At 69.6% G+C, this 26087-nt stretch carries 26 protein-coding genes and 1 pseudogene; 22 read left to right on the forward strand and 5 right to left on the reverse strand.

The window, feature by feature from the left end; translation table 11 throughout:
- Positions 1-34: 34 nt before the first annotated feature.
- The 17 genes from AC3A6G_RS14655 (at position 35) to AC3A6G_RS14735 (ending at position 15796) form a co-directional block, all read left to right on the forward strand.
- Positions 35-385 (forward strand): hypothetical protein, encoded by a 351-nt coding sequence (locus tag AC3A6G_RS14655; RefSeq protein ID WP_487860183.1) that lies wholly within the window; start codon positions 35-37, stop codon positions 383-385.
- A gap of 6 nt (positions 386-391) precedes the next feature.
- On the forward strand, positions 392-862 hold the full coding sequence (locus AC3A6G_RS14660) for a TrbC/VirB2 family protein (protein ID WP_487860182.1): 471 nt from the start codon (positions 392-394) through the stop codon (positions 860-862).
- A gap of 16 nt (positions 863-878) precedes the next feature.
- Positions 879-1244 carry a VirB3 family type IV secretion system protein gene (locus AC3A6G_RS14665; RefSeq protein ID WP_487860181.1) on the forward strand — a complete coding sequence of 122 codons (366 nt, stop codon included), beginning with the start codon at positions 879-881 and terminating at the stop codon, positions 1242-1244.
- Between the two features lie 14 nt (positions 1245-1258).
- Positions 1259-3778: a VirB4 family type IV secretion/conjugal transfer ATPase gene (locus AC3A6G_RS14670; protein WP_487860180.1), complete on the forward strand. Its 2520-nt coding sequence runs from the start codon at positions 1259-1261 to the stop codon at positions 3776-3778.
- Entirely contained in the window at positions 3763-4497 is a 735-nt protein-coding gene (locus AC3A6G_RS14675; RefSeq protein ID WP_487860179.1) for a TrbJ/VirB5 family protein, read from the forward strand. Before AC3A6G_RS14670 ends, AC3A6G_RS14675 begins: the two co-directional genes overlap by 16 nt.
- 16 nt (positions 4498-4513) lie before the next feature.
- Positions 4514-4756 carry a hypothetical protein gene (locus tag AC3A6G_RS14680; RefSeq protein WP_487860178.1) on the forward strand — a complete coding sequence of 81 codons (243 nt, stop codon included), beginning with the start codon at positions 4514-4516 and terminating at the stop codon, positions 4754-4756.
- Between the two features lie 10 nt (positions 4757-4766).
- Positions 4767-5822, forward strand: coding sequence for a TrbL/VirB6 family protein (locus AC3A6G_RS14685; RefSeq protein ID WP_487860177.1), 1056 nt, complete (start codon positions 4767-4769; stop codon positions 5820-5822).
- Between the two features lie 142 nt (positions 5823-5964).
- The gene (locus AC3A6G_RS14690; protein ID WP_487860176.1) at positions 5965-6687 is read left to right on the forward strand and encodes a VirB8 family type IV secretion system protein; all 723 of its coding nucleotides are present in this window, start codon (positions 5965-5967) and stop codon (positions 6685-6687) included.
- Positions 6684-7520 (forward strand): TrbG/VirB9 family P-type conjugative transfer protein, encoded by an 837-nt coding sequence (locus tag AC3A6G_RS14695; RefSeq protein ID WP_487860175.1) that lies wholly within the window; start codon positions 6684-6686, stop codon positions 7518-7520. The genes AC3A6G_RS14690 and AC3A6G_RS14695 overlap by 4 nt, the downstream gene beginning before the upstream one ends.
- Positions 7517-8827, forward strand: coding sequence for a type IV secretion system protein VirB10 (gene virB10, locus AC3A6G_RS14700; protein WP_487860174.1), 1311 nt, complete (start codon positions 7517-7519; stop codon positions 8825-8827). Before AC3A6G_RS14695 ends, virB10 begins: the two co-directional genes overlap by 4 nt.
- 1 nt (position 8828) lies before the next feature.
- Positions 8829-9866 carry a P-type DNA transfer ATPase VirB11 gene (gene virB11, locus AC3A6G_RS14705; protein ID WP_487860173.1) on the forward strand — a complete coding sequence of 346 codons (1038 nt, stop codon included), beginning with the start codon at positions 8829-8831 and terminating at the stop codon, positions 9864-9866.
- Positions 9835-11724: a type IV secretory system conjugative DNA transfer family protein gene (locus tag AC3A6G_RS14710; protein ID WP_487860172.1), complete on the forward strand. Its 1890-nt coding sequence runs from the start codon at positions 9835-9837 to the stop codon at positions 11722-11724. The genes virB11 and AC3A6G_RS14710 overlap by 32 nt, the downstream gene beginning before the upstream one ends.
- Positions 11725-11743: 19 nt before the next feature.
- Positions 11744-12823: an LPD7 domain-containing protein gene (locus AC3A6G_RS14715; RefSeq protein WP_487860171.1), complete on the forward strand. Its 1080-nt coding sequence runs from the start codon at positions 11744-11746 to the stop codon at positions 12821-12823.
- Positions 12816-13550, forward strand: a complete 735-nt coding sequence (locus tag AC3A6G_RS14720; RefSeq protein ID WP_487860170.1) for a TraX family protein — start codon at positions 12816-12818, stop codon at positions 13548-13550. The genes AC3A6G_RS14715 and AC3A6G_RS14720 overlap by 8 nt, the downstream gene beginning before the upstream one ends.
- A 361-nt stretch (positions 13551-13911) precedes the next feature.
- Entirely contained in the window at positions 13912-14166 is a 255-nt protein-coding gene (locus AC3A6G_RS14725; RefSeq protein ID WP_487860169.1) for a DUF1488 family protein, read from the forward strand.
- Positions 14167-14228: 62 nt separating this feature from the next.
- The gene (locus AC3A6G_RS14730; RefSeq protein WP_487860168.1) at positions 14229-14654 is read left to right on the forward strand and encodes a CopG family transcriptional regulator; all 426 of its coding nucleotides are present in this window, start codon (positions 14229-14231) and stop codon (positions 14652-14654) included.
- Positions 14655-14686: 32 nt separating this feature from the next.
- Positions 14687-15796 carry an extracellular catalytic domain type 1 short-chain-length polyhydroxyalkanoate depolymerase gene (locus tag AC3A6G_RS14735; protein ID WP_487860167.1) on the forward strand — a complete coding sequence of 370 codons (1110 nt, stop codon included), beginning with the start codon at positions 14687-14689 and terminating at the stop codon, positions 15794-15796.
- 28 nt (positions 15797-15824) lie between these two features.
- Here the strand turns inward: AC3A6G_RS14735 and AC3A6G_RS14740 are convergent, their stop codons facing one another.
- Both AC3A6G_RS14740 and AC3A6G_RS14745 read right to left on the reverse strand, forming a co-directional pair.
- Positions 15825-16802, reverse strand: coding sequence for a ferritin-like domain-containing protein (locus tag AC3A6G_RS14740; protein WP_487860166.1), 978 nt, complete (start codon positions 16800-16802; stop codon positions 15825-15827).
- 89 nt (positions 16803-16891) lie between these two features.
- Positions 16892-17755: a helix-turn-helix domain-containing protein gene (locus tag AC3A6G_RS14745; protein ID WP_487860165.1), complete on the reverse strand. Its 864-nt coding sequence runs from the start codon at positions 17753-17755 to the stop codon at positions 16892-16894.
- 115 nt (positions 17756-17870) lie between these two features.
- Here AC3A6G_RS14745 and AC3A6G_RS14750 point away from each other — a divergent pair, with 115 nt between their 5' ends.
- The 4 genes and pseudogenes from AC3A6G_RS14750 (at position 17871) to AC3A6G_RS14765 (ending at position 21540) form a co-directional block, all read left to right on the forward strand.
- Positions 17871-19283 carry an FAD-dependent oxidoreductase gene (locus tag AC3A6G_RS14750; RefSeq protein WP_487860164.1) on the forward strand — a complete coding sequence of 471 codons (1413 nt, stop codon included), beginning with the start codon at positions 17871-17873 and terminating at the stop codon, positions 19281-19283.
- Between the two features lie 32 nt (positions 19284-19315).
- Positions 19316-20332 (forward strand): annotated as a pseudogene (locus AC3A6G_RS14755) (tripartite tricarboxylate transporter substrate-binding protein).
- Positions 20333-20344: 12 nt separating this feature from the next.
- Entirely contained in the window at positions 20345-21319 is a 975-nt protein-coding gene (locus AC3A6G_RS14760; protein WP_487860163.1) for a Bug family tripartite tricarboxylate transporter substrate binding protein, read from the forward strand.
- A gap of 11 nt (positions 21320-21330) precedes the next feature.
- Positions 21331-21540, forward strand: coding sequence for a TOBE domain-containing protein (locus AC3A6G_RS14765; protein ID WP_487874007.1), 210 nt, complete (start codon positions 21331-21333; stop codon positions 21538-21540).
- On the opposite strand, the gene AC3A6G_RS14770 is transcribed toward AC3A6G_RS14765, so the two are convergent.
- Positions 21537-22118 (reverse strand): GNAT family N-acetyltransferase, encoded by a 582-nt coding sequence (locus AC3A6G_RS14770; protein ID WP_487860162.1) that lies wholly within the window; start codon positions 22116-22118, stop codon positions 21537-21539. The genes AC3A6G_RS14765 and AC3A6G_RS14770 overlap by 4 nt on opposite strands.
- Positions 22115-22927: a helix-turn-helix transcriptional regulator gene (locus AC3A6G_RS14775; RefSeq protein WP_487860161.1), complete on the reverse strand. Its 813-nt coding sequence runs from the start codon at positions 22925-22927 to the stop codon at positions 22115-22117. The genes AC3A6G_RS14770 and AC3A6G_RS14775 overlap by 4 nt, the downstream gene beginning before the upstream one ends.
- Before the next feature lie 194 nt (positions 22928-23121).
- Between AC3A6G_RS14775 and AC3A6G_RS14780 the strand changes: the two genes are divergently transcribed.
- A complete protein-coding gene (locus AC3A6G_RS14780; RefSeq protein WP_487860160.1) occupies positions 23122-24585 on the forward strand; it encodes an MFS transporter in 1464 nt (487 codons plus the stop codon).
- A gap of 68 nt (positions 24586-24653) precedes the next feature.
- On the opposite strand, the gene AC3A6G_RS14785 is transcribed toward AC3A6G_RS14780, so the two are convergent.
- Positions 24654-26027, reverse strand: coding sequence for a RepB family plasmid replication initiator protein (locus AC3A6G_RS14785; protein ID WP_487860159.1), 1374 nt, complete (start codon positions 26025-26027; stop codon positions 24654-24656).
- Positions 26028-26087: the final 60 nt, after the last annotated feature.

Below are 26087 nucleotides of genomic sequence, written 5' to 3' on the forward strand. Positions count from 1 at the left end.
ACGGCCCGGGGCGACTGCCGTGGTGGACGCGTCCATGCAGACATCGCGTGACGACGAGCGGGTTCGCATCCTGCGCCATGAGCTCGCTCGTACCGAAGCGCTCGCGGCGCAGCTCGCGCAGCGCGAGGCCGAACGTCTCTCGGCAGGGGATGCGGCGGGCGCACAGGAGGCCCAAGTGCAGCGCTTGCGCGCCATGCGCGACATCGACGCGCTCGAGCGCGAGATCGCCGCGGCCACTGAGCGCTCGCCGCGCACCTCGAAGGACACGGCAGCGCGCGGGCGCGCGGCGGCCGGATCCCCGCGGCCGGCGTGGTGGGATGTGTACGGCCGCCCCCGGCGTGGAGGTGCCGCTGCGTCGCTGGTTTCCGATGAAAGCAAGGAGTAGTTCCGAATGCCTGCCTTGACCCGCTCCCACACCTGCGCTGCCATCCCATTCCCTGCGCGCCGGCGGCGTCCTGCGCCCTACGGTGCCCGCCTCGCGGCGGCCGTGCGCTCGCAACGGGTGCGGCTCGAACAGCCTTCTCGCAACGGTCGTTCGTTGCGCAGCACAGTTGAGGTCGTCCGTCCGGTCGGCAGAGAGCGTCCATGGCGGCGGATCCTGCGCAGGTGCTTGGTCTTCACGCTGCTCGCACCGTGTCTTGCACTTGCGGGCAGCCCGTTCGCCACCGGGGCCGCCGCAACACAGACACAGCTCGTCGCGATACTCACGCCACTCGCCGCCGTCGCGGTCATGGTCGCGGGCGTGATGGCCTGGTTCGGCCGGATCAGTTGGTGGTGGATGGTCGGCGTCGTGATCGGCACCGTCCTCGTCTTCGGCGGACCCCAGATCGTCTCGTGGATCCGCGGCATGTTCGGCGTCTAACCCAGGCGAGGCAGCCATGGACCGCAACCAGGGTCTTGTCGCGGACACGCTCTTCGTCGGAATGACGCGGCCCTCGATGGTTTGGGGCGTCACGTACTCGGCCATGATGTTCAATGTGGTGGTCACCGCCGAGTCGTTCATCGTGACCAAGAACCTGGCATGGCTGCTGGCCTTTCTGCCGCTGCATGGGCTGCTCTATCTGCTATGCCTGCACGAACCCCGCTTCTTCGACCTGCTGCAGCTCTGGGGGCGGACCCGCTGCCCGGCATGGCTTGCGGGCAACCTGCGCCATTGGCGGGCCAGCTCCTACAGCCCGCTGGTGCTCGACCTGCCCGACGCACGGGGCCGCCGGCGTCGTCCGCCGGATGGCGTCCGGATCTAGCAGGAGCGCGCGCCATGCCTGCGCTGCTGAGGAACCAACGCCTGCTCCGCCGCGAAGCAAGCGCTGCGTCCATGATCCCTCTGCTCGCCCACCTCGACACGCATGTGGCGAAGACGCGCGCGGGCGACTATGTACAGACCCTGCGCCTGGGTGGCGCGAGCTTCGAAAGCGCCGACGACGAAGATCTCAACGGCTGGCACGAGCGCCTCAACATCCTCTGGCGCAACATCGCCTCGCCGAACCTGGCGCTCTGGACGCACGTGATCCGCCGGCGCGAGACGGGATATCCGCACGGGCGAACACTCCCGGGCTTTGCCGCCGAGGTGGAGCAACGCTACCGCCGCAAGATCGCCGGCGAGCGCCTGATGGTCAACGAGCTGTACCTCTCGCTCGTATTCCGTCCCCAGCCCACGCGGATCGGACATGCGGCCCTGCGGTTCCTCAAGAAGGCCGATCCCGACGCGGAGCGCGCCGAACTCGAGGACTCGCTCGAGGAATGCACGAAGAAGCGCCAGGAGCTGCTGGCCGCGCTCGAGCGCTACGATCCGGAACCGCTTGGCGTCTACTTCCGGCCCGAGCGCCACACGCGCTATTCATCGCTGCTCGAGTTCCACGGCCTGCTCATCAACGGCGAGTGGCAGCGCATGCCGTTGCCGCGCGCACCGCTCGACGAGGTTCTCGCGACGAGCCGCCCCTTCTTCGGCAACGAGGCGATGGAGTACCGCACCGGCACGCAGACCCGGGTGGGCGCCTTCCTCGGGATCAAGGAATATCCGACCCCGACCGCGCCGGGCATGTTCGCCGCGCTGCTCACCGCCCCGTTCGCTTTCGTGCTGACCCAGAGCTTCACCTTCCTCGGCAAGGCCACCGCCACCGACATGGTGGGGCGCCAGTTCAACCGCATGGCTGCCGCCGGCGACATGGCGGTGTCGCAGGCCGACGAGCTCAAGGATGCGCTCGACGACCTGATGAGCAACCGCTTCGTCGTCGGGGACCACCATCTCACGCTGCAGGTCCTCGCCGATAGCGACGACGGGGTCGGCGACGCGCAGGGCCGTGCGCGGCTGAAGCAGCTCAACGACCATGTCGCGCGTGCACGCTATCTGCTCGGCGACACCGGCATGGTGGTGGCGCGCGAGGACCTCGCGCTCGAGGCTGCGTTCTGGGCGCAGCTTCCCGGCAACTTCGCGTACCGCACACGCAAGGCGCCGGTCACGAGCCGCAACTTCGCGGCGATGTCGCCGTTCCACAATTTTCCGACGGGCCGTGCAGTCGGCAACTACTGGGGCGAGGCGCTCGCGATGCTCGTCACGCGCGCCGGCTCCCCGTACTACTTCTCGCTCCATGCGAGCGACCCCCGGCGCGCCGATGGCGGCAGCCGGCGCGACGTCGGACATGTCACGGGGGTGGGCCCCGTCGGTACCGGCAAGACGACGCTGCTCGGCTTCTGCATGGTGGCGATCCACAACCGCTTCGATGCGACGCAGGTCGTCTTCGACAAGGACGAGGGCCTGCACATCCTCGTGCGGGCGCTCGGCGGTCAGTACCTGCCGCTCAAGAACGGGGTGCCGACCGGCTGCAACCCGCTGCAGCTCGACGCTGCGGTCGCAGACAACGTCGAGTTCATGCGGCAGTGGCTGCGGCGGCTCGTGCTGCGCTCGCCGAAGGAGGTGCTCAACGCTCGGCAGGAGGACGACCTCGACCAGGCGCTGCGCGGCACGCTCGGCCTGGAAGCCCGGTTCCGCCGGCTGTCGCGGTTGGTCTCGTTCCTTGACGTGACGGACTCCGAGGGAGTGCACGCGCGGCTTCGGAAATGGTGTGCTGCGGAGGCAGGCGAGTACGCGTGGGTGTTCGACAACGCGCGCGACGAGGTCGCGCCGCTGCTCGGGCGCCATTCGCTCGTGGGGTTCGATGTGACCGACTTCCTCGACAACGACGTGGCGCGCGCGCCGCTCACGATGTACCTGTTCCACCTTGTCGATCGCATGGTCGACGGGCGGCCCCTCGTGTGCTGGATGGACGAGTTCGCGAAGCTGCTCGCGGACCCGGCGTTCGCACACTTCGCGAAGAACGGGCTCGAGACCTGGCGCAAGAAGAACGCCAACATCGTCACGTTCACCCAGAGCACGAGCCATGTGCTCGACTCCGGCATCGCGCGCGCGATCGTCGAGCAGACACCGACGAAAATCCTTTTTCCGAACCCCGAGGCGGACCACCGCGAATACACCGAGGGCTTCAACCTCACGGAGCGGGAGTTCGCACTTCTCAAGGAAGAGCTCGAGCCGGGTTCCCGGCAGTTCCTCATCAAGCAGGGCCACGCCAGCGTCGTGGCGCAGCTCGACCTGCACGGCTTCGACGACCTTCTGCATGTGATCTCGGGGCGGACGGCGAACGTGCGGCTCATGCGCGAGCTCATCGACCGGCACGGTCCCCGTCCCGAGCAATGGCTGCCGCACTTCCGCGCCGCAGTGGCCAGCCCCGCATCTGCCACCTTCTTTTCGTTCAAAGGAGATCCACCATGCGCAAACCCCTGATCGCTCTCTCGCTCGCCGCCGCGGCGGCGCTCTCACCGCTGCACGCGCGCGCCGGCATGCCCGTGATCGACTTCGCCGCGGTGGCGAGCCTCGCACAACAGCTCATGGCCTGGCAGCAGCAACTCTCGGGCATGCAGAAGCAGTACGAGCAGCTGCAGCAGTCGAAGGACCAACTGACCCAGACCTACCAGGCGATGACCGGTGGCCGCGGCATGGAGCAGCTGCTGGCGACACCGGCGTCGGCGCGCAACTACCTGCCGGCAAGCCACGGCGAGCTGATGAACACGCTCGGCGGCACCCCGGGGAGCTACGCGGGGATCGCCGACCAGGTGCAAGCAATCATGAAGGCCAACAGCATCCTGTCGGACCCTCAGATGCAGGCGCTGAGTCCCGAGATGCGCCAGGTCGTGGAACAGGGACGCCAGGCATCCGCGATGTTCGGCGGGATGACCCGTGCCGCGTACCAGAACACCAGTGAGCGGTTCGCCGCACTCCAGCTGCTGATCCGGCATATCGGCAGTGCCCAAGACCCCAAGGCCATTGCGGACCTCCAGGCCCGCATCCAGTCCGAGCAGGCCATGCTCACGAACGAGCAGACGAAGCTGCAGAGCCTCTACCAGATGGCGCGGTCCGAGGAGGCCATGCGCCGCCAACGGCTGCGGGAGCGCGCGGCCGCTGATATCGGCTCGGTGAAGACGCTTCCGGTCGTCCACTATTGAAACCGGGAGGGCGCAGATGATGCCGAAGACTCCATGGATCCTGCTCGGCGTGGTTGCTGCCGTTGCGGGCACTGGCGCGGCCTACGTCGCGCTGCAGCACCGATCCGGGGTGGATCCGAGTGCATGCGCGCCAGCCTCTTCGGTCGCGGTGCCAACCTCCGACGAGCGCGCCGATGAACTGACACGTCGGCGATTGGAAGGGATTGGCGACATTCGAGATCTGAAGCCTGTGCCGCTTCCGCTCGGCGGCGCGAAGTAGCGGAGCGGCCATGGGATTCTTTGCGCAGTTCTTCGCCTGGCTCAATGCGCAGGTCGCGGACTACATCGGTACCAACACCGCGCGCGTGGCCGCCGCGCTCGAGCCCGCCGCGGTCACCCTTGCCACGGTCCACGTCATGATCTGGGGCTTCCTGAGCCTGACCGGACGCATCCAGGAGCCGGTCTGGGAAGGCGTTCGGCGGATCCTGCTGATCGCCCTCGTTCTCGGGGTCGGCCTCCGGCTCTGGGCCTACAACGACGTGATCACGAACACGTTCTACACCGCCCCCGACCAGCTCGCCGCCGCGGTGATCGGGGCGCCGAGCGTGGTCAGCCTCGTGGACCAGGTATGGATGGATGGCAGCATGGCGGCGCAGCATCTGCTCAACAAGGGCAGCATCCTCGATGGCAACTTCGCGTACTACATCGCGGGCTTCCTTATCTACCTGCTCGTCGGACTGGCCGTGGTGGTCACGGCCTTCATGCTCGCGTTGGCCAAGGTCGCGCTTGCAGTGCTGCTCGCGCTCGGGCCGCTCTTCATCGCGATGCTGTTCTTCGACGCAACCAAGCGCTTCTTCGAGTCCTGGGTGGCGCAGCTCGCGAACTATGCCCTGGTCGGCGTCCTGACACTGTTCACGGCGGCGCTGCTGCTTTCCGTCCTCAAGGCGTACGCCGCAGCCGCCTCGGCGGCCGGCAGCGGCATCACCATCGCGGAAAGCACGCGCGTGTGCATGACCGCGGCCCTGGTCTTCCTCGTCATGCGGCAGGTCATGCCGATCGCGGCGGGGCTGGCGAGCGGCGTCGGGCTCAGCACCTATGGCGTCGTGAGCGGTGCGATCCGATGGGGGATGGGCACAACAAGACGGTCCGCGCATGAGTTCGGCCGCGGGCTGCTCGACGGCATGCAGGGGCAGCCCGGCGGACGGTGGGACTCACTGCGGCGGCTCGCCGGTCGCCGCGTGGGCGCTGGCGTGGCCGGCAGCTGGCAGCGGGTTGCCGGTCTGCGTCGCGGCGACGCGGTCGTGCCGCGTTCGCAGGTGATGACGCGCGCCGGTTCGACGCGCTGATGGAGGTCATCCGTGAAGCAACTTGCCGCGCTGCTGTTCCTCGGTCTGCTGCTGGGCTGTGGCACGCGCCCACCGCTGCCGCCCGACTGCGAGGGTGCCCTGACTCCCATCAACGCGCCTGCGGGCGCGACGGAGGCGGACCATGGACCGCGATCCGGGCCTTGAGCGGTACCTGTTCGAGGCACGAAGCTGGGAGGCGGACCGTGCACGACAGGCAATGCGCGCCTCGCGGCTCGCATGGACCGTGGCAGGCGCTGCCTGTGTGGTCGCTGCGCTGTCCGTGGCGGCGGTCGCCGGGCTTACGCCGCTGAAGCAGCCCGTCCCGGTCGTGATCAGGGTCGACAGCAGCAGCGGCATCGTGGACGTGGTGCCGACTTACGAGGGCACCACCGACATTGAGGAGGTGGTCACGCGCAACCTGCTGTCGACCTACGTGATCTCGCGCGAGCGGTACTTCTACGGCACGGCCGAGGCGGACTACGAACTGATCGCGGCCGAAAACTCGCCGCGCCTCAATCAGGAGTGGTCGGCGCTCTGGAACGCGAGCAATCCGCAGTCCCCGCTGAATCTGTTCAGGGACGGGACGACGGTGCGGGTGCAGGTGCGCTCGGTGAGCTTCCTCCGGTTCGGCAGCGGCAAGGACCGGCTCGCCCAGGTTCGCTTCAGCCGCTACACGCGCGCCGGCGGCACCGGGGAGGAACAGGTGAGCCACTGGGTCTCGACGATCGAGTTCGCCTACGGCGCGCCTTCCAAGGACGACAAGATCCGTTCGCTCAACCCGCTCGGCTTCCGGGTCCTCGAGTACCGCCGCGAATCCGAGGTCGCGGCCGGCCCGTCGCACTCTGCGAAGGCGGACGTGCGATGAAGAGGGCGGCCGCAGCGCTCGTCGCGGGCGCCCTGCTCGCAGTGCCTGGGCATGAAGGCGCGCACGGCGCCACCGTGCCCCCGCCCGGTGCGATCGACCCGCGCGTGCGGGTGGTCGCCTACGACCCCCGCGACGTCGTGGCTTTGCACGGGTACGTCGGCTACCAGATTCATCTGCAGTGGGCCGAGGGCGAGGAGTTCGTCAATCTGGGCTCGGGCGACAACGGCGCGTTCGACGTAGGTGCGGAGCGCAACCACTTCTTCATCAAGCCCAAGGAGGCGCGCGCATCGACCAACCTGACGGTGCTGACCAATCGCCGTGCGTACCACTTCGACTATGTGGTGTCGGCCCGTGCGCCGACGGGCACGGCGGCCAGGCGCATGGTGTATTCGATACGCTTCAGCTACCCGGAGGACGAGGCACGCGCTGCGGCCGTGGCGCGGGAGCGCGAGGAGGTCGAGGAGCGGCTCCGGCTGGCGGCGGGCGCCCGGCGGCGCAACACCGACTACTGGTTCTGCGGCAGCGAGGCTCTGCGGCCGGCGGGGGCCTTCGACGATGGCGTGCAGACGCGGCTTCGTTTCCCGCGGCAATCGGAGATGCCGGCGCTTTTCGTGCGCAACGACGACGGCAGCGAGTCGCTGCTGAACTTCCATGTCGAGGACGACGAGGTGGTGGTCCATCGCGTCGCGCGCCGCATCGTGCTGCGCCGCGGTGCACTCGTCGGCTGCGTCGTCAACCGGTCTTTCGCAGCGGGCGGTGCGCAGTCGCGGTCGAAGACCCATGTGCCAGGCCTGGAACGTGCAACGGCCGCGGCCGAAGGAGACGGACCGTGACCTGGAGGCGTCGCAGAGGCAGCCCCGACGCGGCAGCCGTCGGTGCCGTGGACCAGGAGACCGGCGAGATCCTGGGTGCGTCCGGCAGCGCGCCCGATGGTGACGCACGCGCGGCGGCCGACGCGCACGCCCGCGGTGTGGAGGGCGAGCGGACGATTGCCTCGGTCAACCGCGAGAGGTCGATCCAGTCACGCATCAGCACGGCACTCGCACTCGGCACCGTGGTGCTGCTCGGCGCGAGCTTCCTGTTCTGGTACTACAACACGCAGTTCGCGCGCACGCGCGATGCCGAGGAATCTGCCAGGAAGGCGGCGGCGGCGCGCGCCGCAGGCGAGATGAAGCTGCCGCCGCTCGGGCGCATCGACCCGCCGGCGCCAGCCACGCCCGCGATGCCTGCGGCTGCGCCCGCGTCCGCCGCACCGGCGGCGCCGGCTGCAAACCCCGCGACCAGCGGGCCCGTGTCCAAGAGCCCCGAGCAGCTGGCGCTCGAGCGCCGGCTCGGGGCGCCCGTGCTGCGCCGTGCGCCCACCGCGCTGCCAACGGTCGCTGGCGCTGCCGGCGCTCCCGCCGCGTTCCAGCCGCTGTCGATGGCCGGCATGTCACCGCCGGCCGGTGCGCCGCAAGGGGCGGGAGCCGCGGTCGATGTCGATGGCGCCGGCGCGCTCGCGGATCGGCTCGCGCCGACGCGCACACCCGCAGTGGCCGCCCGAATGCTGCCGACGCGCCGCTTGCTGCTGCCCAAGGGCGCCTTCATCGACTGCACGCTCGAGACTGCGATCGACTCGAGCTACGCCGGCATGACCACCTGCGTCGGGGCGAGCGACGTCTACGGCGCGGACGGGCAGATCGTGCTGCTCGAGCGCGGCACCAAGTACGTGGGGGAACAGCGCGGCGAGCCCCGCCAGGGACAAGGGCGGGTCTTCGTGCTGTGGAACGAGGCCCGCACGCCTGCGGGCGTGGTGGTTCAGCTCGCATCGCCCGGCACCGACGAGCTCGGCCGCAGCGGCCTGCCCGGCTTCGTCGACACGCACTTCTGGCAGCGCTTCGGCGCCGCCATCCTGGTGTCGGTGATCGACGGCGCGATGCAGGCAGCCGCGGCCCGCCAGCGCAGCGGCCCTCAGGTCGGCGGCGGCGTGGTGCTGAACCCGCAAAGCGGCCGCGACGTGATGGCCGAGGTGCTGCGAAACACCGCGTCGATACCGCCGACGGTGATCAAGAACCATGGCGAGCGCATCCAGATCCTCGTGGCGCGCGACGTGGACTTCCGCAGCGTCTATGCACTCCGAACCGATGGGGCGGGGCGCTGAGATGCAGCCGGAAGAGCCCTCCTCGCTCGCGCTCTTCCTCGGGCCGCTCGCGCCATGGCTGGACGATCCGGAAACGACCGAGATCTGCATCAACCAGCCCGGTTGCGCGTTCGTCGAGCGTGCCTCGGGGTGGAGCCGCGAGGACCTGCCGTTCGCCACCTTCGACTGGTGCGTCTCGGTCGCGAAGCTCGTTGCGAACCACACGCGCCAGCGCATCTCGGCGCACGAACCGCTGCTGTCGGCCACGCTGCCCGGCGGCGAGCGCATCCAGATCGTGCTGCCCCCGGCGACCGAGCCGCGCACGGTCTCGATCACGATCCGCCGGCCGTCGAACGTGCTCTGGACGCTCGAGCAGCTCGAGACGCTCGGCGTGTTCGAAGCGACCCGTTGCGCACTGCCGGCGCGTGCTGCCGGGGCGGCGGGGGACTTGTCGGCGGCCGACCGCGAACTCGCGGGCCTGCTCGACGCGCGCGATTTCGTGAGCTTCCTGCGGCGCGCCGTGCAGTTGCGGCGCAACATCCTGCTGTCGGGCGCCACGGGCTCGGGCAAGACGACGGTCAGCAAGGCGCTGATCCTCGAGGTGCCGGGTGACGACCGGCTCGTGACGATCGAGGACGTCATGGAGCTGTCGCTGCGCAACCAGCCCAACCATGTTCGGCTCTTCTACTCTCAGGGTGCGCAGGGGCAGGCCGCGGTCACACCGGGCCAGCTGCTCGCGAGCGCCAAGCGCCAGCGGCCGGACCGCATCTTCGTGTCCGAGCTGCGTACCGGAGAAGAGGTCTACGACTATCTCGTCTCGGTCAACACGGGCCATCCGGGCTCGATCACGAGCGTGCATGCCGACAGCGCGGCGATGGCCTTCGTCGCGCTCGCGCAGTTGATGCGGCGCAGCCAGGCGGGCCAGGGCATGTCGACGCGCGAGGGTGTGGAGCTGGCGCAGCTCAGCGTCGACGTGGTGGTGCAGTGCGCACGCGAGCGGCAGCGCCGCGTGGTCCGGGAGATCTGGCATGATCCAGGCGCCAGGCACAGGCTCGGCTAGCGCTGCGAAGGTGCTCGCGGCGCTGCTGGTCGCGGCGGTGCTCGGCCTGCATCTCGCGGGCTACTTCTTCCTGCTCGCGATGCAGCTGCCGCCGCGCGACGCGACACCGCTGACGCTCTACCGGTACTGGCAGGCATACGGAGAGCGCGCAGAGGTCCGCCGCGCGCTGGTGATGGCGTTCGTCGGCAGCGAGGGGCTGGTCCTTGGACTCGCGGGCTTCGCGATGCTGCCGAGGCCGCGTGCGCTGCATGGAGAGGCCCGGTTCGCCCGGCGGCGCGAGATCGAGCGCGCGGGGCTGCTTGGCGAGCAGGGCATCATCCTCGGCCGCCTGGGCGGGCGCTACCTCGTGCTGCCAGGGCAGCAAGGCGTGGCGCTCGAGGCGCCGCCGCGCAGCGGCAAGGGCGTCGGCCTGGTGATCCCGAACCTGCTGAACTGGCCCGGCTCGACGATCGTCAGCGACATCAAGGGCGAGAACTTCCTGCGCACGGCGGGCTACCGCCAGGCGCATGGCCAGGAGGTCCATCTGTTCGACCCGCTGTCCGAACGCGAATGCTCTGCGCGCTGGAATCCGCTCGGCTATGTGTCGGACGTGCCCTACCGCTGCATCGACGACCTGCAGCGCATCGGCAGCATGCTGTTCCCGGACCCCGCGGCGGGCGATCCGTTCTGGACCTCGTCGGCGCGATCGCTCTTCCTCGGCATCGCGCTCTACCTGTTCGAGACACCAGGGGCGACGCGCACGCTCGGCGAGGTGCTGCGCCAGGGCATGGCGAGCGACGACGAAGGCTTCCAGAAGCACTGGAAGCGCGTGATCGATGCCTGCGAACGCGCGGGGTATCCGCTGTCGCAGGAGACGGTGCGCAGCCTCTACGACGTGATCGACCTGGCGCCCACGACCGCCTCGAGCATCCGCAAGACGTTCACGAGCCGGCTCGACCTCTGGCTCAACCCGATGATCGACGCGGCGACGTCGGCCAACGACTTCGACCTGCGCGCGCTGCGCAAGCGCCCGATCTCGATCTACGTGCAGATCAATCCCGACAACATCGCGCGGCTGCAGCCGCTGCTGAACCTCTTCTTCCAGCAGGCGATCGGACTGCAGACGCGCGAGCTGCCCGAGCAGAACCCGGCGCTTCGCCACCAGCTGCTGCTGATGCTCGACGAGTTCCCCGCACTCGGACGGATCCCGGTGATCGCGGAGTCGACCGCGTTCCTGCCGGGCTACAACGTGCGCACGGTGATCATCGTGCAGTCGAACTCGCAGCTGATCGAGAAATACGGCGTCGAGGGCGCCAAGTCGATCCGCAAGATGCTCGCTGCGCGCATCGTGTTTCCGCCGAAGGAGTTCGAGGACGCGGAAGCCGTCTCGCGCGAGCTCGGCACCTACACCGTGCGGCAAAAGAGCATCAGCCGGCCGCTGTGGGGCGGCGCGGGCCGGCCGCCGACCGTGAGCATCAGCGAGCAGCCGCGGCGGCTGCTGCTCGCGCAGGAAGTCAAGGCGCTCGGTGCCGAGCGCATGATCCTGTTGCACGAGGGGCTGCGACCGGTGCTCGCGCAACGGATCTACTACTTTCGCGACCGGCACTTCGCGCGACGCGAGCGCGCGCCGCCGCAGGTGCCCCCGCTCGAGATCGGGCGACCCCACAGCCAACGCTCGGCCGCGGCGTCCTGCCCCGCGCCTGCGCCGCCGCCCGGGGCAGGCGATACATCGGGCGTCGCACTCGAGCCCCGCGCCGATGCGCCCGGTCTGGACGCCTTCTCACTCGATTTCGGGGACGTGGAAATCCCGCGCAGCCCGATGAGCGACGCCGAGATCCAGGCGGCGGCGGCCCATTTCCTGTCGCGGATGCTGGATTGAGTCCACTTCGGAGACGACCATGTGCCCTGCAAACGACGAGCTAAATCCCGGTGCCGACGGCGATGCCGTGCGCGAGGTGCCGCCGCATCCGCAGCGCGCGGCAAACCGCCTCGTGCCCGATGCGGTGGCAAGGCGCTTCCTGCGCGTGGGCGACCGGTATTTCTGTCCCGACCGCACGCTGGCCTTCGTGGACGCGGGCACGCGGCTGCGGGTGCTGTCGCACGACCTCGAGGTCCTGCACGGCATCGTCGCGATCGTCCAGGCGCGCGGCTGGCAGGCGCTGCAGGTGACGGGCGCACCCGCGTTCCGCCGGCAGCTCTGGCGAGAAGCGACGTTGCAAGGGCTCGACGTTCGCGGCCACGAACCCGACGCGCAGGACCGCGAGGAGGTCGGGCGCGCGCTCGCGCGCGGTCCCGCCGACGTTTCGCCGTCCCCAGCGCAGTGGCCGCCGGCCGGTGCGGCGTCTCGGGGGATGGTTCGCGACGGCCTGCGCTCGCCGGTCGCCGGGGTGCTGCTGGCCCATGCCGCAGCGCCATACCGCTTCGATCCTGCACAAGGCGTGTCGTACTACGCCCGAATCCGGACGCAAGCCGGGGAGCGGACCGTCTGGGGCGCAGACCTCGAGCGCGCGATCGCCGAGTCGCGCTCCGGCGTGCAGGTCGGCGACGAGGTGGCGGTCTGGAGGCGCGGCGCGCAGCCCGTGAGGCTGCGCATGGCGAAGCGCAACGAGGCGGGCGAGCGCGTGGGCGAGCAGCGGCTGCGGGCTTCGCGCACCGTCTGGACGGTGGAGAAGCCGCGGTATGTCGAGGCGCTGCGGCACAAGGCCGAGATCGTGCGAGGCGTGCAGATGCCCGCCGGTGCCGCACTCGAGACGGACCCCGAATTGGCCGTGGCATTCGCAGGACTGCGGCTCGCAGCGCAGTTCGCCCGCGCGCTCACGCCGCGCGAGGAGGACCAGGTGCGGATCGTGGAAGCGATCCGCGCGGGACTCGCGCATGCGATCGCACGCGGGGATCGCATTCGCATGCCCGACGCGCGCGCGCATGGCCGCGCGCGCGTCGAACCCCCTGTGCGCGATGAGGCCCCCGCGCGTGCCTGAAGGTCGCGGCGCGCGGCAGCCGCGGCACGGCGCCGCGGCGGCGGAAGCAACCTCGTCGACCACCTGCGCGCCAGCCGGTCGGCCGGGAATAGCCGACGGCAGCCTCGAGGCGTTGAAGTGGCTCGCCGCGGGCCTGATGGTGCTCGATCACGCCAACCGGTTCCTGTTCGATGGCGTCTGCGCGGTCCTCTTCGACCTCGGGCGCCTTGCGATGCCGGTGTTCGGCTTCGTCCTCATGCACCACCTTGCGCGGCCCGACGCGCTCGCCGCCGGCGTGCACCGGCGGGCCATGGTCCGGCTGCTCGCCTTCGCCTTGCTGGCCACCCCAGCGCATGCGGCGCTGGCGGGTTGGTGGCCACTGAACGTGCTGTGGATGCTCCTGCTCTCGGTGGCGATCGTCTGGCTGCTCGAGCGGCGTCGGTACGCGCTCGCGGTGCTCGCCTTCGCCGTGGCAGGCCCGCTGGTGGAGTTCTGGTGGTTCGGTGTGCTCGCCTGCCTCGGCGCCTGGGGCTACTGCCGCCGGCCGACGGCCGCGCGCCTCGCGCTCTGGGCGCTCGCGCTGTGCGCGCTCTGGGTCGTGAACCGGAACCTGGCCGCGCTCGCGGCGCTCCCCTTGCTCTGGGGAGCAGCAAGGATCGAGGTGCCGGTCGCGCGGTGCCGCTGGTTTTTCTACATCTTCTACCCCGTTCATCTGGTGCTGCTGCGGGCGCTCCAGCATGCGTTCTGAAGCGGCAGTCCCGCCGGGCTGCGTACCGACGTGCGCCGCCGTGGACAGGGCTCGCACCAGGAGAACCGGCGCCGTGCCAACCCGCTTTGGTGTTCCGTGATCTACTCTGCGGAGACCGGCCTCCGCACATCGGGTGCTCCCGGCCCTGCCGTTCTGGCTGGCGCCCGCTCGCGGACGGAGGGCTGCCGACGATCGCAGGTGAAAACCCCTCGAAGGGACAAGCGGGCACCATCACGCGACGGCCGTCGAGGCCGGGTCCGGTTTTTTCCACCCTCTACCTCTGCGAGACCCCTCATGAACCACCCCGCCTTCCTTCCGCCGCTGGGCCTTGCGCCCGGTGCTCCTCGTGGCCGCTGAACCGATGTCCGACGCGCCCTTCTTCCATCACGCCTCGGGCGCGGTCCGCTTCTCGGTGAACGTGGCGGGCCAACCGGTGGGCGCCAGCATCGGCAGCAACATCCTCCGCCACGTCTTTCGCACGGCCGAGGACGCAGACCCGCTCACCACCTTCGGCCAGCACATCGAGCAAATCCACGCGGCCGTGCGGCACCGGCTCGGCAACGGCTCCCTCGAACCCGTGCTCTTGCGCGAATACGACCTGCGCGCTCCGGGCTAGCGGGCGCCCCGGCGCAGCGGATTACCATCCACTTACCATCCACTTGGATGGTACAATGCGCCATGCCCGCGATTCGTTCCCCCTTGCCTGCCCCCGCCAAAGCGCCGGAATCCGAGAAGATCACCATCAATCTCGGCTTCGTCGACCTGGGCCACATCGACCTGCTGGTGGCCGAGGGCTTCTACTCGAACCGCACCGATTTCATCCGTACGGCCATCCGCACGCACCTGGCGTCGCACGCCGATGCGTTGCGCCAAGCGGTCTCCCGCAAGACGCTGGTGCTTGGGCTGCAGAGCTTTTCGGCCGCCGACCTGGAGGCGGTGCGCGCCGCCGGCGAGACGCTGCAGATTCGGGTGCTCGGGCTGGCCGTGATCGCGCCCGACGTGAGCCCCGAACTCGCGGCCGCCACCATCGATTCCCTCACCGTGCTCGGTGCCCTCCACGCGTCGCCGGCCGTCAAGGCCGCACTCGCGGGCCGCATCCGATAGCGACGCACGGCAAACTGACCAAACACTTTCCAATGAATCCACATCTCACCGGCCTGATGCGCAGCGCCGTCCACCTCACGCGCGGCGGCCGGCTCGTGGAAGCCACCGCCGCGATCCAGCGCGCGCTGCGCGGCGAGGCCGAACCGCCGTCGTCCGCCGCCACGCCGGCGCCGCGAAGCGATGCCGATGTCGTCATTGACGTGGAGGCGCGCGAGCTTTTGCCCGAGCGCGCGGTGCGCCCGCAGGCGCAAGCCAATCCCGCAGAGCCCGCGCAGGCTGCCAGCGCCGAGCGCTGGACCCGCGGCAGCTTCACGCATGCGGGCCGTGCAATCGGCTACCGGCTCTTCGTGCCGGCGCGCGCACCGGGCGACGCGCCCTCACCGCAGCCGCTGGTGGTGATGCTGCACGGCTGCACGCAGGACGCCGACGATTTCGCGGCGGGCACGCGCATGAACGAGCACGCGCGCGAATGCGGCGCGATCGTGCTCTACCCCGAGCAGACGCAGCGCGCGCATGGCCAGAAATGCTGGAACTGGTTCAAGACGCCGCACCAGCAGCGTGGACGCGGCGAGCCCGCGCTGCTCGCGGCGTTGACCGAACGGATCGCCAGCGAAGAACAGGCAGACCGCACGCGGATCTACGTGGCCGGACTCTCCGCCGGCGGCGCCATGGCGGACATCCTCGGCCAGTGCTACCCCGAGGTCTATGCCGCGGTCGGCGTGCATTCGGGGCTGCCGCGCGGCGCGGCGAACGACGTGATGAGCGCCCTTTCCGCCATGCGATCCGGCCCTGCCGGGGCAGAGCGCGACACCGCTGCGAGCGCCAGGCCGCCGACCATCGTCTTTCATGGCGATGCCGACACGACCGTGCATGCGCGCAACGGCATGGCGATCGTCGATGGCGCACTGCCGGGTGCGGTGAGCGAAGGCCGCTCCGATGCGGGCCGGCGCTTCACGCGCACGCTGTATGCGGCCTCGCAGACGCACGGCGAGGCCGAGCACTGGCGCCTTCATGCGGCAGGGCATGCGTGGTCCGGCGGAAACGCCGGCGGTAGCTACACACAGCCCGATGGCGTGGACGCGAGCCGCGAGATGCTGCGATTCTTCCTCGCGCACCGGTTGGGCGGTACCTCCGGCCACTGATGCCGGCAGGCGCGCCCGCCGTATCCGCTCAGGCGCGTGCTGCCGTGCGCGCTGCGTTGCGCAGGTCGCGGATCTCGTCGTGGTGGCTCTGCGCGGTACGGGCCTGCGCCTGCAACACCTGGCGCACGTCGGCGGGCAGCCGCTCGCGCAGCGCCTTTCGGTAGCGCGCCACGGCCACGTCCTCGCCGCGCTCGCATTCCTCGAGGATCGAAAGCTCGCTGTTCGCGCCCACCGCGTCCTTGATGTTGACCCAGCCGCGATGCAGCGCGCCCGAAGCGGTGCCGCCGTCGGTGGGCTTTCCGCCATAGGCCGTCACGAGCTGGGCCAGCTGGGCCGCGGCCTCTTGGCGCTGGGCGGCACGCGCAGTGAACAGGCTTTTCAGCTGCGCCGATTCCACCGCTTCCGCGCAGGTGCGGAAACCCGCTTCGCCGTCGCGCGCGTTCTCGATCACGTCGTTCAGCACGTCGACCACTTCGTCGTCCGCGAGCGGATCGCCTTCGGGGATCACGGTGTCCTCCTCGCGCATGTAGAGCCGGTCCGTGCGCTCCCACGCGGCATGTGCGGCGGGCCGCGCCTGGTCCCAGGTGAGCGACGAGCTGCCGCGCTGCGTTTCCCACTCTCGCGCGAGCGAGGGCTCCACGGCCGCGAAGTCGTCGTCGAGCGCGGCGCGGCCACGCCAGCCCAGTTCGTAGGCGGGGCCGTAGTGGTCGTAGCTCAGTCCCGGCTCGTAGTAGGGCTCGCGCGTGTAGGCGCCTTCCCAGTGCCCGTGCTCCACCGTCGGGTTGATGCGTTCGGCGACGGCTTTGCCGCCCATGCCGCCAGTCACGGCACCCACGAGCATGCCGGCCACGGCACCGGCAGGGCCGGCCATGGCACCGACGGCGGCACCCGCGAGGGCGCCACCCGCGGCGCCGGCGCCGGTGCCCACGGGATGCGCGCCCGGTTCGCCGGTGATGGGGTCGAGGTTGAGGTCGTCGCGCTCGGAGGGAGTCTTGCCTTGGTTCATGCGGATTCCTTGGATGATGGTGACTCATCATTCGGCGCCGGCAAGCAATGCAAGGTCGGCGACGGACGCGGCCTGCTGTAGTCCAGCCGTCAGGCGCCGGGTAGCGTGTCTTCCTTGGCCTCGACGCAGGGCAGCGCCTGCAGCAAGCCGTGCGCCGCAGCGGCGGCGGCAATGCCGAGCGCGGCCTCCTGCAAGGCGCGCAGGTGCCGGCGCACCATCGCGGCCTCGGTCATGGCGGCGCGGTTCCAGTTGATGTTCAACGCGCCGATCAAGCGGCCGGAATGGATCACCGGCACGGCGATGGCGTCGAGCTTGTCGTCGCGTGCCGGCCCGTTGAACGGGCCACCCCGGTAGATGCGGTGCCGCGCCGCATAGCCACGCTCGCGCGCCTGTGCGACGCGCGCCTCCAGATCGCCGGCTGCCAGTGCGTTCGCGTTGTGCACGTCACGACCGCCGCGCACGGCCTGCACCAGTTCGTCGCGGCGCTGGCGCGGCAGCGCCGCGAGGAATGCGGTGCCGGCCGCCGAGCCGAACAGGTTGACGCGCGTGCGGCCGCCTTTGCGGCGCACGTACAGGCGCGATTGCCGGATGCTCGATTCGAGCACCCGCATGAACGGGTCATTGGCGGTGTGGATCGCCAGGTCCGACGGCCATTCGACGGCCTCGCAGAGCCGGTCCATCCAGGGTGCGGCAATCTCCGCGAGCCGTTCGGTCGGAGACGTGCCGCTCGCCAGGACCTGCAGTTGCACGCTCGGGCGGTAGCGCTGGTCGGTCATGCCGCGATGCACCGCGTTGACGGCCATCAACGTCTTGAGCATGCGCAGCAGCGTCGGACCCGAAAGACCCGTTGCCCGCTGCAGCTCGACGAGAGACGCGCCCTGGGGCATGTCCTGCATCACGCGCAGCACCTCGAAGGCGCGCTCCACCGCGCGGATCGTCTTGACGCTTTCCACAGATATTCCACCAGGTGTAATGCCGTCGATTGTCGCTTTGTACCGTCCGCTCGCACGCCTACCTTTGCAGACCTGCGCGAAGGGTCGCGCAACCAGAGAGAGCAGGATCATTCAGATGGCCAGAGAAGAGCAGGCACTTGGAACGAGCAGCGCCGGAGTCCCGGTGGTGGCGGAAGCCGACGTGGTGGTGATCGGCGCCGGGCCCGGCGGCTTCGCGGCGGCACTGCGCGCGCGCCGCGAAGGCTGCAGCGTCGTCATCGTGGAGAAATTCGACATGCCGGGCGGCGTTCATACCTCCGGCCTGCAAAGCGCCGCCAACGCCGGCGTGGGCGGCATCCACACCGAGCTGATGGACCGCTTCGAGCGCGAAGGCTGCCTCTACACGGCCGACGAGCAGAACCTGCCCGACTGGGCCGGCAATCCGCTGGCGCACTACGACTACTACCTGCCGCCCGGCAGCGCGTTCAAGCGCACGTCGTTCAACCCCGATGGCGCCGGCAACGTGATGGTGCGCATGCTCGAGGAAGCAGGCGTGCATGCGATCTACGGCGCGGCCTTCGCCGACGTCGAGATGGTGCAGGACGGCGGGGGGCGGCGCATCACGCACGCCATCATCGAGACGGTGGCGGGCCGGCAGGCGATCCGCGGCAAGGTGTTCGTGGAAGGCACCGGCACGTCGGAGGTGGTGGCGCGCGCGGGTGCGCCGTTCGTGCGCGGCGGTGGCCGCCAGCGCGAGACTGTCGCGCGCGATGCCGAGAGCCGCCCGATCCCCGGCGGTCTGCTGTGGATCATGGGCGGCATCGACTTTGCGCGCACCGCGGCCTACCAGAAGCGCACCGGCGACTGGCACCTCACGGAACTGATCGCCCGAGCGCGCGCCGTCGGCGACATACCGCCCGAACTGTACCGGCCGCGCCTGGCCGACCAGGGCGTCTACGGCGACCACTACATCGGCCACCCGACGGTGGACATGAGCCCGATCCAGGGACCCGGCACCTTCATCCTCTGGCAGAACGTGCCGTACGAGTGGGCGCTGCACATGGACGACGACGCCGAGCACGCCTCGCGTGCGAAGAAGGAACTGCGCCAGTTGATCGACGCCGAAGCGCGCTTCCTCACCCGCTACGTGCCCGGCTTCGAGCAGGCCTTCATCGCGCACGTGGGCCGCTACGTGGGCGTGCGCGACGGGCGCCACCCGATCGGCGAGTACGTCTTCTCGATCGACGATGCGCGCGAGGGCCGCCGCTTTCCCGACGCGGTGAACCGGCCGATGACGAAGACCTTCTTCTGGGATGCCTACGCCAAGTACACCTTCGAGGTGCCGTTCCGGTGCTTCCTGCCGAAGGAGGTCGACAACCTGCTGCTGACCGGTGCGTCGCTGTCGTTCACCTTCGAGACCATCTTCATGGTGATGCGCAACTTTCCGTGGTGCACCCAGACCGGCGAGATCGCGGGCTTGGCCGCCGCCCGGTGCGTGCGCGAGGGCATCGACGCCAAGGCGCTGCAGTGGAACGAGCCGCTGTTCTGACCTGGGCCATGACACAACAACCGGAGACGAGCATGCAAGAACACGACAACGACAACAACCCTCACGCCTGGCGGCGGCGCGACTGGCTTGCCAGCGCGCTCGCGGCGCTGCCCGCACTCGCGGGCCTGCCTGCACGCGCACAGGCGCGCCTAAAGCTCGCGACGATCTCCACGGGCTTCGCCGTGGGCGGCTCGTCCGACGTGACCGCGCGGCTCCTGGCCGACCATCTTCGCGGCACGTACGCGGACACGGTGATCGTCGAGAACAAGGCCGGCGCGAGCGGCCGCCTGGCGGTGGAGCACGTCAAGGGCGGCCCGGTCGACGGCAGCAGCCTGCTGGTGAGCCCGAGCGGCATGATGGTGCTGTTCCCGCACATCTACCGCAGCCTGCGCTACGACCCGCTGGCGGATTTCGCACCGGTCACCCCACTCGCCAAGTTTCCGTTCGTGCTCGCCATCAGCACGATGGTGCCCGCCAGCGTGCGCACGCTGCCGGCGTTCATCGACTGGTGCAAGGCCAACCCGAAGCAGGCCTCGTTCGGCTCGCCCGGCGCCGGCACCAGCGCGCACTTCTCGGGGATCATGCTCGGGCGCCGCGCCGGCTTCGACTACACGCACGCCGCCTACCGCGGCATGGCACCGCTGGTGTAGGACCTGCTGGGCGGCCAGATCGCACCGGGCGTGCTGACGCCGGCCGAGGCGCTGCCGCTGATGTCGACCGGCAAGCTGCGCCTCGTCGCCACCAGCGGCACCGCGCGCTCGCGCTTCATGGCCGACGTGCCCACCTACACCGAGCTGGGCTTTCCCGAGATCGTCATCGAGGAGTCCTATTCGGTCTATGCGCCGGCCGCGGTCGCGCCGCAGACCGTGGCGCAGCTCGCAGCGCTGGCCCACCGGATGCTGGCGCTGCCCGATACACAGGCGCGCTTCGCGCAGATGGGCCTGGAGGTCGCGCCGATGCAGCCCGAGGCCTTCAGGGCCAGCCTCGTGGCGCTGCATGCGCGCTGGGGCGGCATCGTGCGTGCCTCAGGCTTCACGCCGCAGGATTGAAGGCGCAACGCGATGCTCAATCGACGCCAGCTCTGCACCGGTGCCGCCGCCTTCATCGGCGTCGCGCGCGCGGGAAGCACCCAGGCACAGGCGCTGCCGCGCACCATCAAGATGATCGTGGTGGTGCCGCCCGGCGCCAGCATGGACAACGTCACGCGCCTGGTGGCCGAACGGCTGCGCGAGCGCACAGGGCGCCACGTGCTGGTCGACTACAAGCCCGGCGGCACCGGCCTCGTGGCCTCGCAGTTCCTGCAAACCACCGAGCCGGATGGCAGCCATGTGATGTTCGCGCCGCTCGCGGTGGCCGCGTTCTTTCCATTCCTCTTTTCGAAGCTCTCGTTCGACCCCGACACCGACCTGATGCCGGTGTGCGACGGCGTGCACATTCCGCACACGTTGACGGCGAGCATCGGCTCGGGCTGGCAGAGCCTCGCGCAGTTCCTGGCGGCGGCCAGGGCCGACCCGCTGAAGGGAAGCATCGGCACCTCGAGCATGAGCAGCGTCGGCGCCCTGCTGATGCTGCGCCTGCGTGCGCTCTCGGGCGTGGACCTTCAACTGGTGGCCTACAAGGGCGGCACGCCGCTCCTGGCCGACCTGATGGGCAACCAGATCTCTGCGGGCATCTCGGTGATCTCCGACTACCTCGCGCAGCACCGCGCCGGCCGCGTGCGCATTCTCGCGACGGGCGGCGCGAAGCGCTCGCCACTGGCATTGGAGATCCCAACGCTCGCGGAGTCCGGCTACCCCGACCTGTACGGCGTGTCGTCGATCGGCTTCTTCGTGCGCGGTGGCACACCGCCGCCGCTGGTGGCGCTGCTGTCGCAGGAGATCACCGCCATCATGCGCGATGCGCAGGTGCGCGAGCGTTTGCTGGCGATGGGCGCCGAGCCGGTCGGCGGAACGCCGGAGGCCTTTCGCAGCCTGGTGCTGTCCGAGCGGCGCCGCTGGGAGCCGGTGGCGCGCGCGGCCAACATCCGCATCGAGTAGCGACGCGCGGCCTGCCGGCCGATGTGGTGGTGGTCGAGCCGACGGGCGCCGAAACCCAGGTCGCATTGCGCCTGGGCGGCCATCCGGTGATGGCCGCGTTCCGCGAGCGCATCGATGCGCGCCCGGGCGAGCGGCTCGCGCTGTGGCCCGTGGCGGCGAAAGCGCATCTGTTCGATGCGGCGGGCGGGCAGCGTCTCGACCAAGGCGACTCCGGACCCTAGCGCGTGAGCGCAAGCTCCCACAACAGCTTTGTCTCGCCAGGCAATTCAGGATAGGCACCCGCTTCCGCCGCCACCAACCGGCAGCCCATGGCGCGATAGAAGCGGCAGGCGGCAACGTTGACGTTCTGGGTCTCGATCCTGAGCGTTCGGGCGCCGCGCTGGGTGCTCCAGTGCTTCGCGGCGCGGAACAGCGCCGCGCCGATGCCTTGCCCCTGCACATGCGGGTGGACGCGGATGTCCCAGAGGACGGCAAGGTCGCGGCGGCCCTGCAGCATGTCGACGCCCGGCGTGTCAAAGGCGACGATGGCGCCGCCCACGAGACGGGTACCGGCGAACGCATTGACCATGGCCCATCGGCTGACGTCGAACGATCCCGGCCACTCGAGCGGGTCCTCGAGTTCGTCGTAGTCCTTGCCGAACGGTGCCGGCAATGCGCGCTCCTGCAACGTGAAGGCGCCATCTTCTTCTTCCACGTCAAAGACAGTCTGCGTTTGAAAGCGGCTGGGAATGGCAGCGTACGCCCGCAGCGTATCGACGGCCTTCACTTCGATGCGAAGCCCTGCTTCAGGAGACTTCATGACCGCCCGTGTTCCGCCGGCTCGGCGAAGTGCACCACCATTCGGAGATGGCGGTGTTCATCCACCACCAAGGTCTCGTGCCGGAAATCCTCGCGCGCTCCCCCGGCCGTCATGACGGAGCCGATGCCCCGGCACGCTCGTGCGCTCTCCGGCCTCTCCCACCATCGCCGAAAGTCTGCCGACAGCGCCTTCAGGTCCTCGACCAACGCCACCATCGAAGGCTCGTCCGGTGCCACGGCAAGGTCGTAGCGAAACTGCGCGAGCAGCCTGGGCGCATCGTCGTGCCAAGCAGGCAGGCGCCGGCGCATGTCGGGATCGGCAAACACCAGGCGCAGGATGTTGCGCAGCCCATGCGTGCGGGCGCCGAAGCCGAACAGATCGTCGGCCGCCGTGTTCCAGGCAATGACATCCCAGCGCAAATTGGCGACATAGGCAGGCCTTGTCGCCAGTTCGTCCATCAGTGCCTGGATGCGCGGCGTGACGCAGGCACCCTGGTGCGCCTCGGGCGGTGGCGGGCGGTTGTGGGCCAGAAGAAAGAGATGGCTGCATTCGGCGTCGTCGAGCTTGAGCGCGTGGGCCACGCCGAGCAGGAATTTCTCGGACACGCGGATGTCCCGGCCCTGCTCGAACCAGGTGTACCAGGTCAGGCCCACGCCGGCGAGCGCCGCGACTTCCTCCCGTCGCAGGCCCGGCGTGCGGCGGTGGCCTCGCGAGGGCAGCGCGACATCGGCCGGGGTCAGTTTCAGGCGGTGCCGGGTAAGGAAGGCCGACAACTCGTTCCTGGTACGGCTGAGGCTCCGCTCACCCATGGCTGTCACTCCGAGCAATAGGATAAATAGTTAAATTGTAATAGTGCTGCGGGCCGTTGAAGATGCGCTGGCTGACTCAACCCAACGCGAATCGGAGGCGATTTTTGACCGCAATTTGTGATTTGTCTCTTGTGTCCGGACGCCGCGCGGGCGGCCGGGAGTGGACGGGGCTGGCCCTGCTTTCGCTGCCCACCATGTTGCTCGGGCTCGACCTGACGCTGCTGCACCTTGCACTGCCCGCGCTCGCGATGGACCTGCGCCCGACGAGCGCGCAGGCACTCTGGATCGTCGACGCCTATGGCTTCATGATCGCTGGCTTTCTCATCACGATGGGAACGCTGGGGGATCGGATCGGGCGGCGCAAGCTCCTGATGTTCGGCGCGGCCGCTTTCGGGCTTGCCTCCGCCTTGGCGGCCTGTTCGACCAGCGCCGCCATGCTGATCGCGGCGCGCGCCCTGCTCGGCGTGGCGGGCGCGACGCTGATGCCTTCGACGCTGGCGCTGATCAGCAACATGTTCGTCCACCCCCACCAGCGCGCGCTGGCGATCGGGGTGTGGGCGACCATGTTTGCGCTCGGCATGGCGGCCGGGCCGGTGGTCGGCGGCCTGCTGCTGGAGCGCTACGGATGGGGCGCCGCATTCCTCGTGGCGCTCCCGGTCGTCGCGCTCCTGCTCGTGGCCGCCCCGCTTCTTCTGCCGGAGTACCGTGCGCCGCAGCAAGGGCGGTTGGATCTGCCCAGCGTCGCGCTCTCGCTGCTGGCCTTGCTGCCGGTCGTCTACGGCGTGAAGCAGATGGCCAACGAAGGGATCGTGGCCGGTGCCATGCTGGCCATCGCGGCAGGCGCGGCCTTCATGCTGGTGTTCGTGCGGCGGCAACGTCGGCTGCGCAGTCCGCTGGTCGACATCGAGCTGTTCTCCAACCGGGCATTCAGCGTCGCCCTGGGGGTGCTGCTGGTGGGCCTGGTCGGCGTCGGCGGGACGATGCTGCTGGTGACCCAGTACCTCCAGCTGGTGGTGGGGCTGTCGCCGCTGGCGGCGGGACTTTGGATGGGGCCGCCTGCCCTCGCGATGCTGATGGCGGGCATCACGGCGCCCCTGCTTGCCAGGCGGCTCCGGCCGGGCCACGTGATCGCGGCCGCGCTGGCGCTGTCCGCACTGGGTTACCTGATGTTGAGCCAGCTCGACCGCGGACCGGATGGCCTAGCCCAGGTGACCGCATCGTTCTCCCTGGTGTATCTCGGCCTGGGCACGATCGCGGCGCTCGGGACGGATCTGGTGGTGGGCGCGGCACCGCCCGAGAAGGCGGGGTCGGCGTCGGCCATGTCGGAGACGGTGCAGGAGCTTGGCCTGGCGCTCGGCATTGCAACGCTGGGCAGCCTGACCACTGCGGTCTACCGGACCCGGATGGCCGATCGCGAGGGTGCGCCGCTGGCGCAGGACATCGAACGGGCCGTCTCGGACAGCCTTGCCGGCGCCAGGTCGGTCGCGCAGCTCCTGCCGGACGGCTTGCTGGAACAGGCACAGGCCGCCTTCGTGGCGGGCCTCAACGTGGCGGCTGCGGTCAGCGGCATCGGGATCGCCGTCTTGGCGGGGCTGGCGGCGATCACGCTGCGGCATATCGGCGTCAGCAGCGACACCGGCGAGGGAACGGCTCGATAACGTGGAGCATCAGTCGAAGGTGAGCACACACTCAACACAGCGATTGAGAGATCACCTCGCCTCCGTGCTCACATCCCCGCCACGCCCTGCGCCAGCGCAAAGTCCAGCAGCACCCGGTCGGAGGGTTCCTCGGGCCAGGTGGTCTGCGCGAGCCAGCGGTGGAAGGTCGTGGCCGCGATGCGGCTGGCCGGTCCGTCGCGGCGCCAGGCGCGCGCGATCGGTGCTGCGATGGCTGGCAGGCGCTCGGCCTCGAAGCGCGTGCGCATCTCGGCCTGCATGGCCTCGGGCATCTCCTGGTAGAGCCCCCTCGCCTTCTGCATGCGGTCGTTGTCCCAGAGTTCGCGTATCCGGTGCATGCGGTCCTGGCTGTCGAGCACGGGCGCGGGAGGCGCCGCGGCCGGGCCGCCTGGACCGCCTGACGCGGCGGGCTCGGGCTCGCCCTTGACGCCGGCATAGCCCTTCTTGAGGGCGTCCTTGAAATAGGCCGCGGGCGACTTGAGCGTCGGCAGCGCCTGGCTGCGCAGCCGCTGTTCCACATGCTCGAGCGTGGCGCGCAACTGGCCTTCGTCGGTGGTCGCGTAGAGGTCCTGCGCCTCCTCCTGCTTCAGGCCGAGCGCGATGAGCTTGCCGACCAGTTCAAGGTCGAAGACGTTTCGGCTCGGGTCGTCGGCCGTGCCGAGGCGCTGCTGCAGCTTCGGCACGACCCTGAACTGGATCTCCTCGATGCGCCGGCCGCGCTTGTGCTCGATCAGCTCGAGGCTGAAATCTTCGCAGAGCGCCTCGATCTCGGCCAGCGCCTTGCTGATCACGTCGCGCTTGAGGAAGCGGTAGTCGACCTCGGTGATGTCGCTGCGGCCGGTGAGCACGGCGGCCCACCAGAGCACGTCCTCGCGCATCGACAGGCGGCTCGGCGAGGTGAGATAGCGCGCGCCGATCTCGTACAGCACGGCCGCGGGGTAGCTGCGCATCTGGGCGCTGATCTCGAGCAGTACGCGGGTGTACTGGTGCGGCTTGACAAGGCGTTCGCGGATCTCCTCGGGATAGCGCCAGGTGATGGTGCAGGGCCGGCCCCTGCCCTGCTCTTCGATCGACACGGTGCCGAGCAGCTGCGAGGAAACCCAGCGCTTCAGGCCTGCGCCGCTGGTCGACCATTCGATGGTCGTGGCCTGCATGTCGCGCAGGTGCGACTTCAGGAGTTCGGTGTTGTTGGAGTTGAAGCGGGCATCGCCGATCAGCTCGCTGAGCGCCAGCTTGTAGACGGGCTCGTCGACGCCCTGTTTCTGCGAGTGGTACAGCAGCGCGTTGTAGATGCGCCGCGACAGCAGCGTGAGCCGGCCCCGCTTCGGGCGGATGGCGATGGCCTCGTTGGCCTTGGCCACGCTCTGCTCGTCGGTGACGGCAGGCGGTTTCGGCGGCGGCCGTGGCGCTTCGCCCTCTTCCATGGGTTTTTCCGGGAGATCGTTTATTTCACATCATGCCGCGGATTTGTGAATGGGTCAATT

The organism is Variovorax sp. Soil_C_26 (assembly GCF_057657075.1).

Excerpts from the sequence above, each read along its gene's own strand:
- AC3A6G_RS14695 (WP_487860175.1), top strand. The coding sequence starts at position 6,684 with ATGAAGAGGGCGGCCGCAGCGCTCGTCGCGGGCGCCCTGCTCGCAGTG.
- AC3A6G_RS14690 (WP_487860176.1), top strand. The coding sequence starts at position 5,965 with ATGGACCGCGATCCGGGCCTTGAGCGGTACCTGTTCGAGGCACGAAGC.
- AC3A6G_RS14740 (WP_487860166.1), bottom strand. The coding sequence starts at position 16,802 with ATGAACCAAGGCAAGACTCCCTCCGAGCGCGACGACCTCAACCTCGAC.
- AC3A6G_RS14770 (WP_487860162.1), bottom strand. The coding sequence starts at position 22,118 with ATGAAGTCTCCTGAAGCAGGGCTTCGCATCGAAGTGAAGGCCGTCGAT.
- AC3A6G_RS14670 (WP_487860180.1), top strand. The coding sequence starts at position 1,259 with ATGCCTGCGCTGCTGAGGAACCAACGCCTGCTCCGCCGCGAAGCAAGC.
- AC3A6G_RS14750 (WP_487860164.1), top strand. The coding sequence starts at position 17,871 with ATGGCCAGAGAAGAGCAGGCACTTGGAACGAGCAGCGCCGGAGTCCCG.
- AC3A6G_RS14710 (WP_487860172.1), top strand. The coding sequence starts at position 9,835 with ATGATCCAGGCGCCAGGCACAGGCTCGGCTAGCGCTGCGAAGGTGCTC.
- AC3A6G_RS14780 (WP_487860160.1), top strand. The coding sequence starts at position 23,122 with ATGTTGCTCGGGCTCGACCTGACGCTGCTGCACCTTGCACTGCCCGCG.
- AC3A6G_RS14685 (WP_487860177.1), top strand. The coding sequence starts at position 4,767 with ATGGGATTCTTTGCGCAGTTCTTCGCCTGGCTCAATGCGCAGGTCGCG.
- AC3A6G_RS14725 (WP_487860169.1), top strand. The coding sequence starts at position 13,912 with ATGTCCGACGCGCCCTTCTTCCATCACGCCTCGGGCGCGGTCCGCTTC.
- AC3A6G_RS14665 (WP_487860181.1), top strand. The coding sequence starts at position 879 with ATGGACCGCAACCAGGGTCTTGTCGCGGACACGCTCTTCGTCGGAATG.
- virB11 (WP_487860173.1), top strand. The coding sequence starts at position 8,829 with ATGCAGCCGGAAGAGCCCTCCTCGCTCGCGCTCTTCCTCGGGCCGCTC.
- AC3A6G_RS14675 (WP_487860179.1), top strand. The coding sequence starts at position 3,763 with ATGCGCAAACCCCTGATCGCTCTCTCGCTCGCCGCCGCGGCGGCGCTC.
- AC3A6G_RS14655 (WP_487860183.1), top strand. The coding sequence starts at position 35 with ATGCAGACATCGCGTGACGACGAGCGGGTTCGCATCCTGCGCCATGAG.
- AC3A6G_RS14785 (WP_487860159.1), bottom strand. The coding sequence starts at position 26,027 with ATGGAAGAGGGCGAAGCGCCACGGCCGCCGCCGAAACCGCCTGCCGTC.
- AC3A6G_RS14680 (WP_487860178.1), top strand. The coding sequence starts at position 4,514 with ATGATGCCGAAGACTCCATGGATCCTGCTCGGCGTGGTTGCTGCCGTT.
- AC3A6G_RS14735 (WP_487860167.1), top strand. The coding sequence starts at position 14,687 with ATGAATCCACATCTCACCGGCCTGATGCGCAGCGCCGTCCACCTCACG.
- AC3A6G_RS14775 (WP_487860161.1), bottom strand. The coding sequence starts at position 22,927 with ATGGGTGAGCGGAGCCTCAGCCGTACCAGGAACGAGTTGTCGGCCTTC.
- AC3A6G_RS14660 (WP_487860182.1), top strand. The coding sequence starts at position 392 with ATGCCTGCCTTGACCCGCTCCCACACCTGCGCTGCCATCCCATTCCCT.
- AC3A6G_RS14760 (WP_487860163.1), top strand. The coding sequence starts at position 20,345 with ATGCTCAATCGACGCCAGCTCTGCACCGGTGCCGCCGCCTTCATCGGC.
- AC3A6G_RS14715 (WP_487860171.1), top strand. The coding sequence starts at position 11,744 with ATGTGCCCTGCAAACGACGAGCTAAATCCCGGTGCCGACGGCGATGCC.
- AC3A6G_RS14730 (WP_487860168.1), top strand. The coding sequence starts at position 14,229 with ATGCCCGCGATTCGTTCCCCCTTGCCTGCCCCCGCCAAAGCGCCGGAA.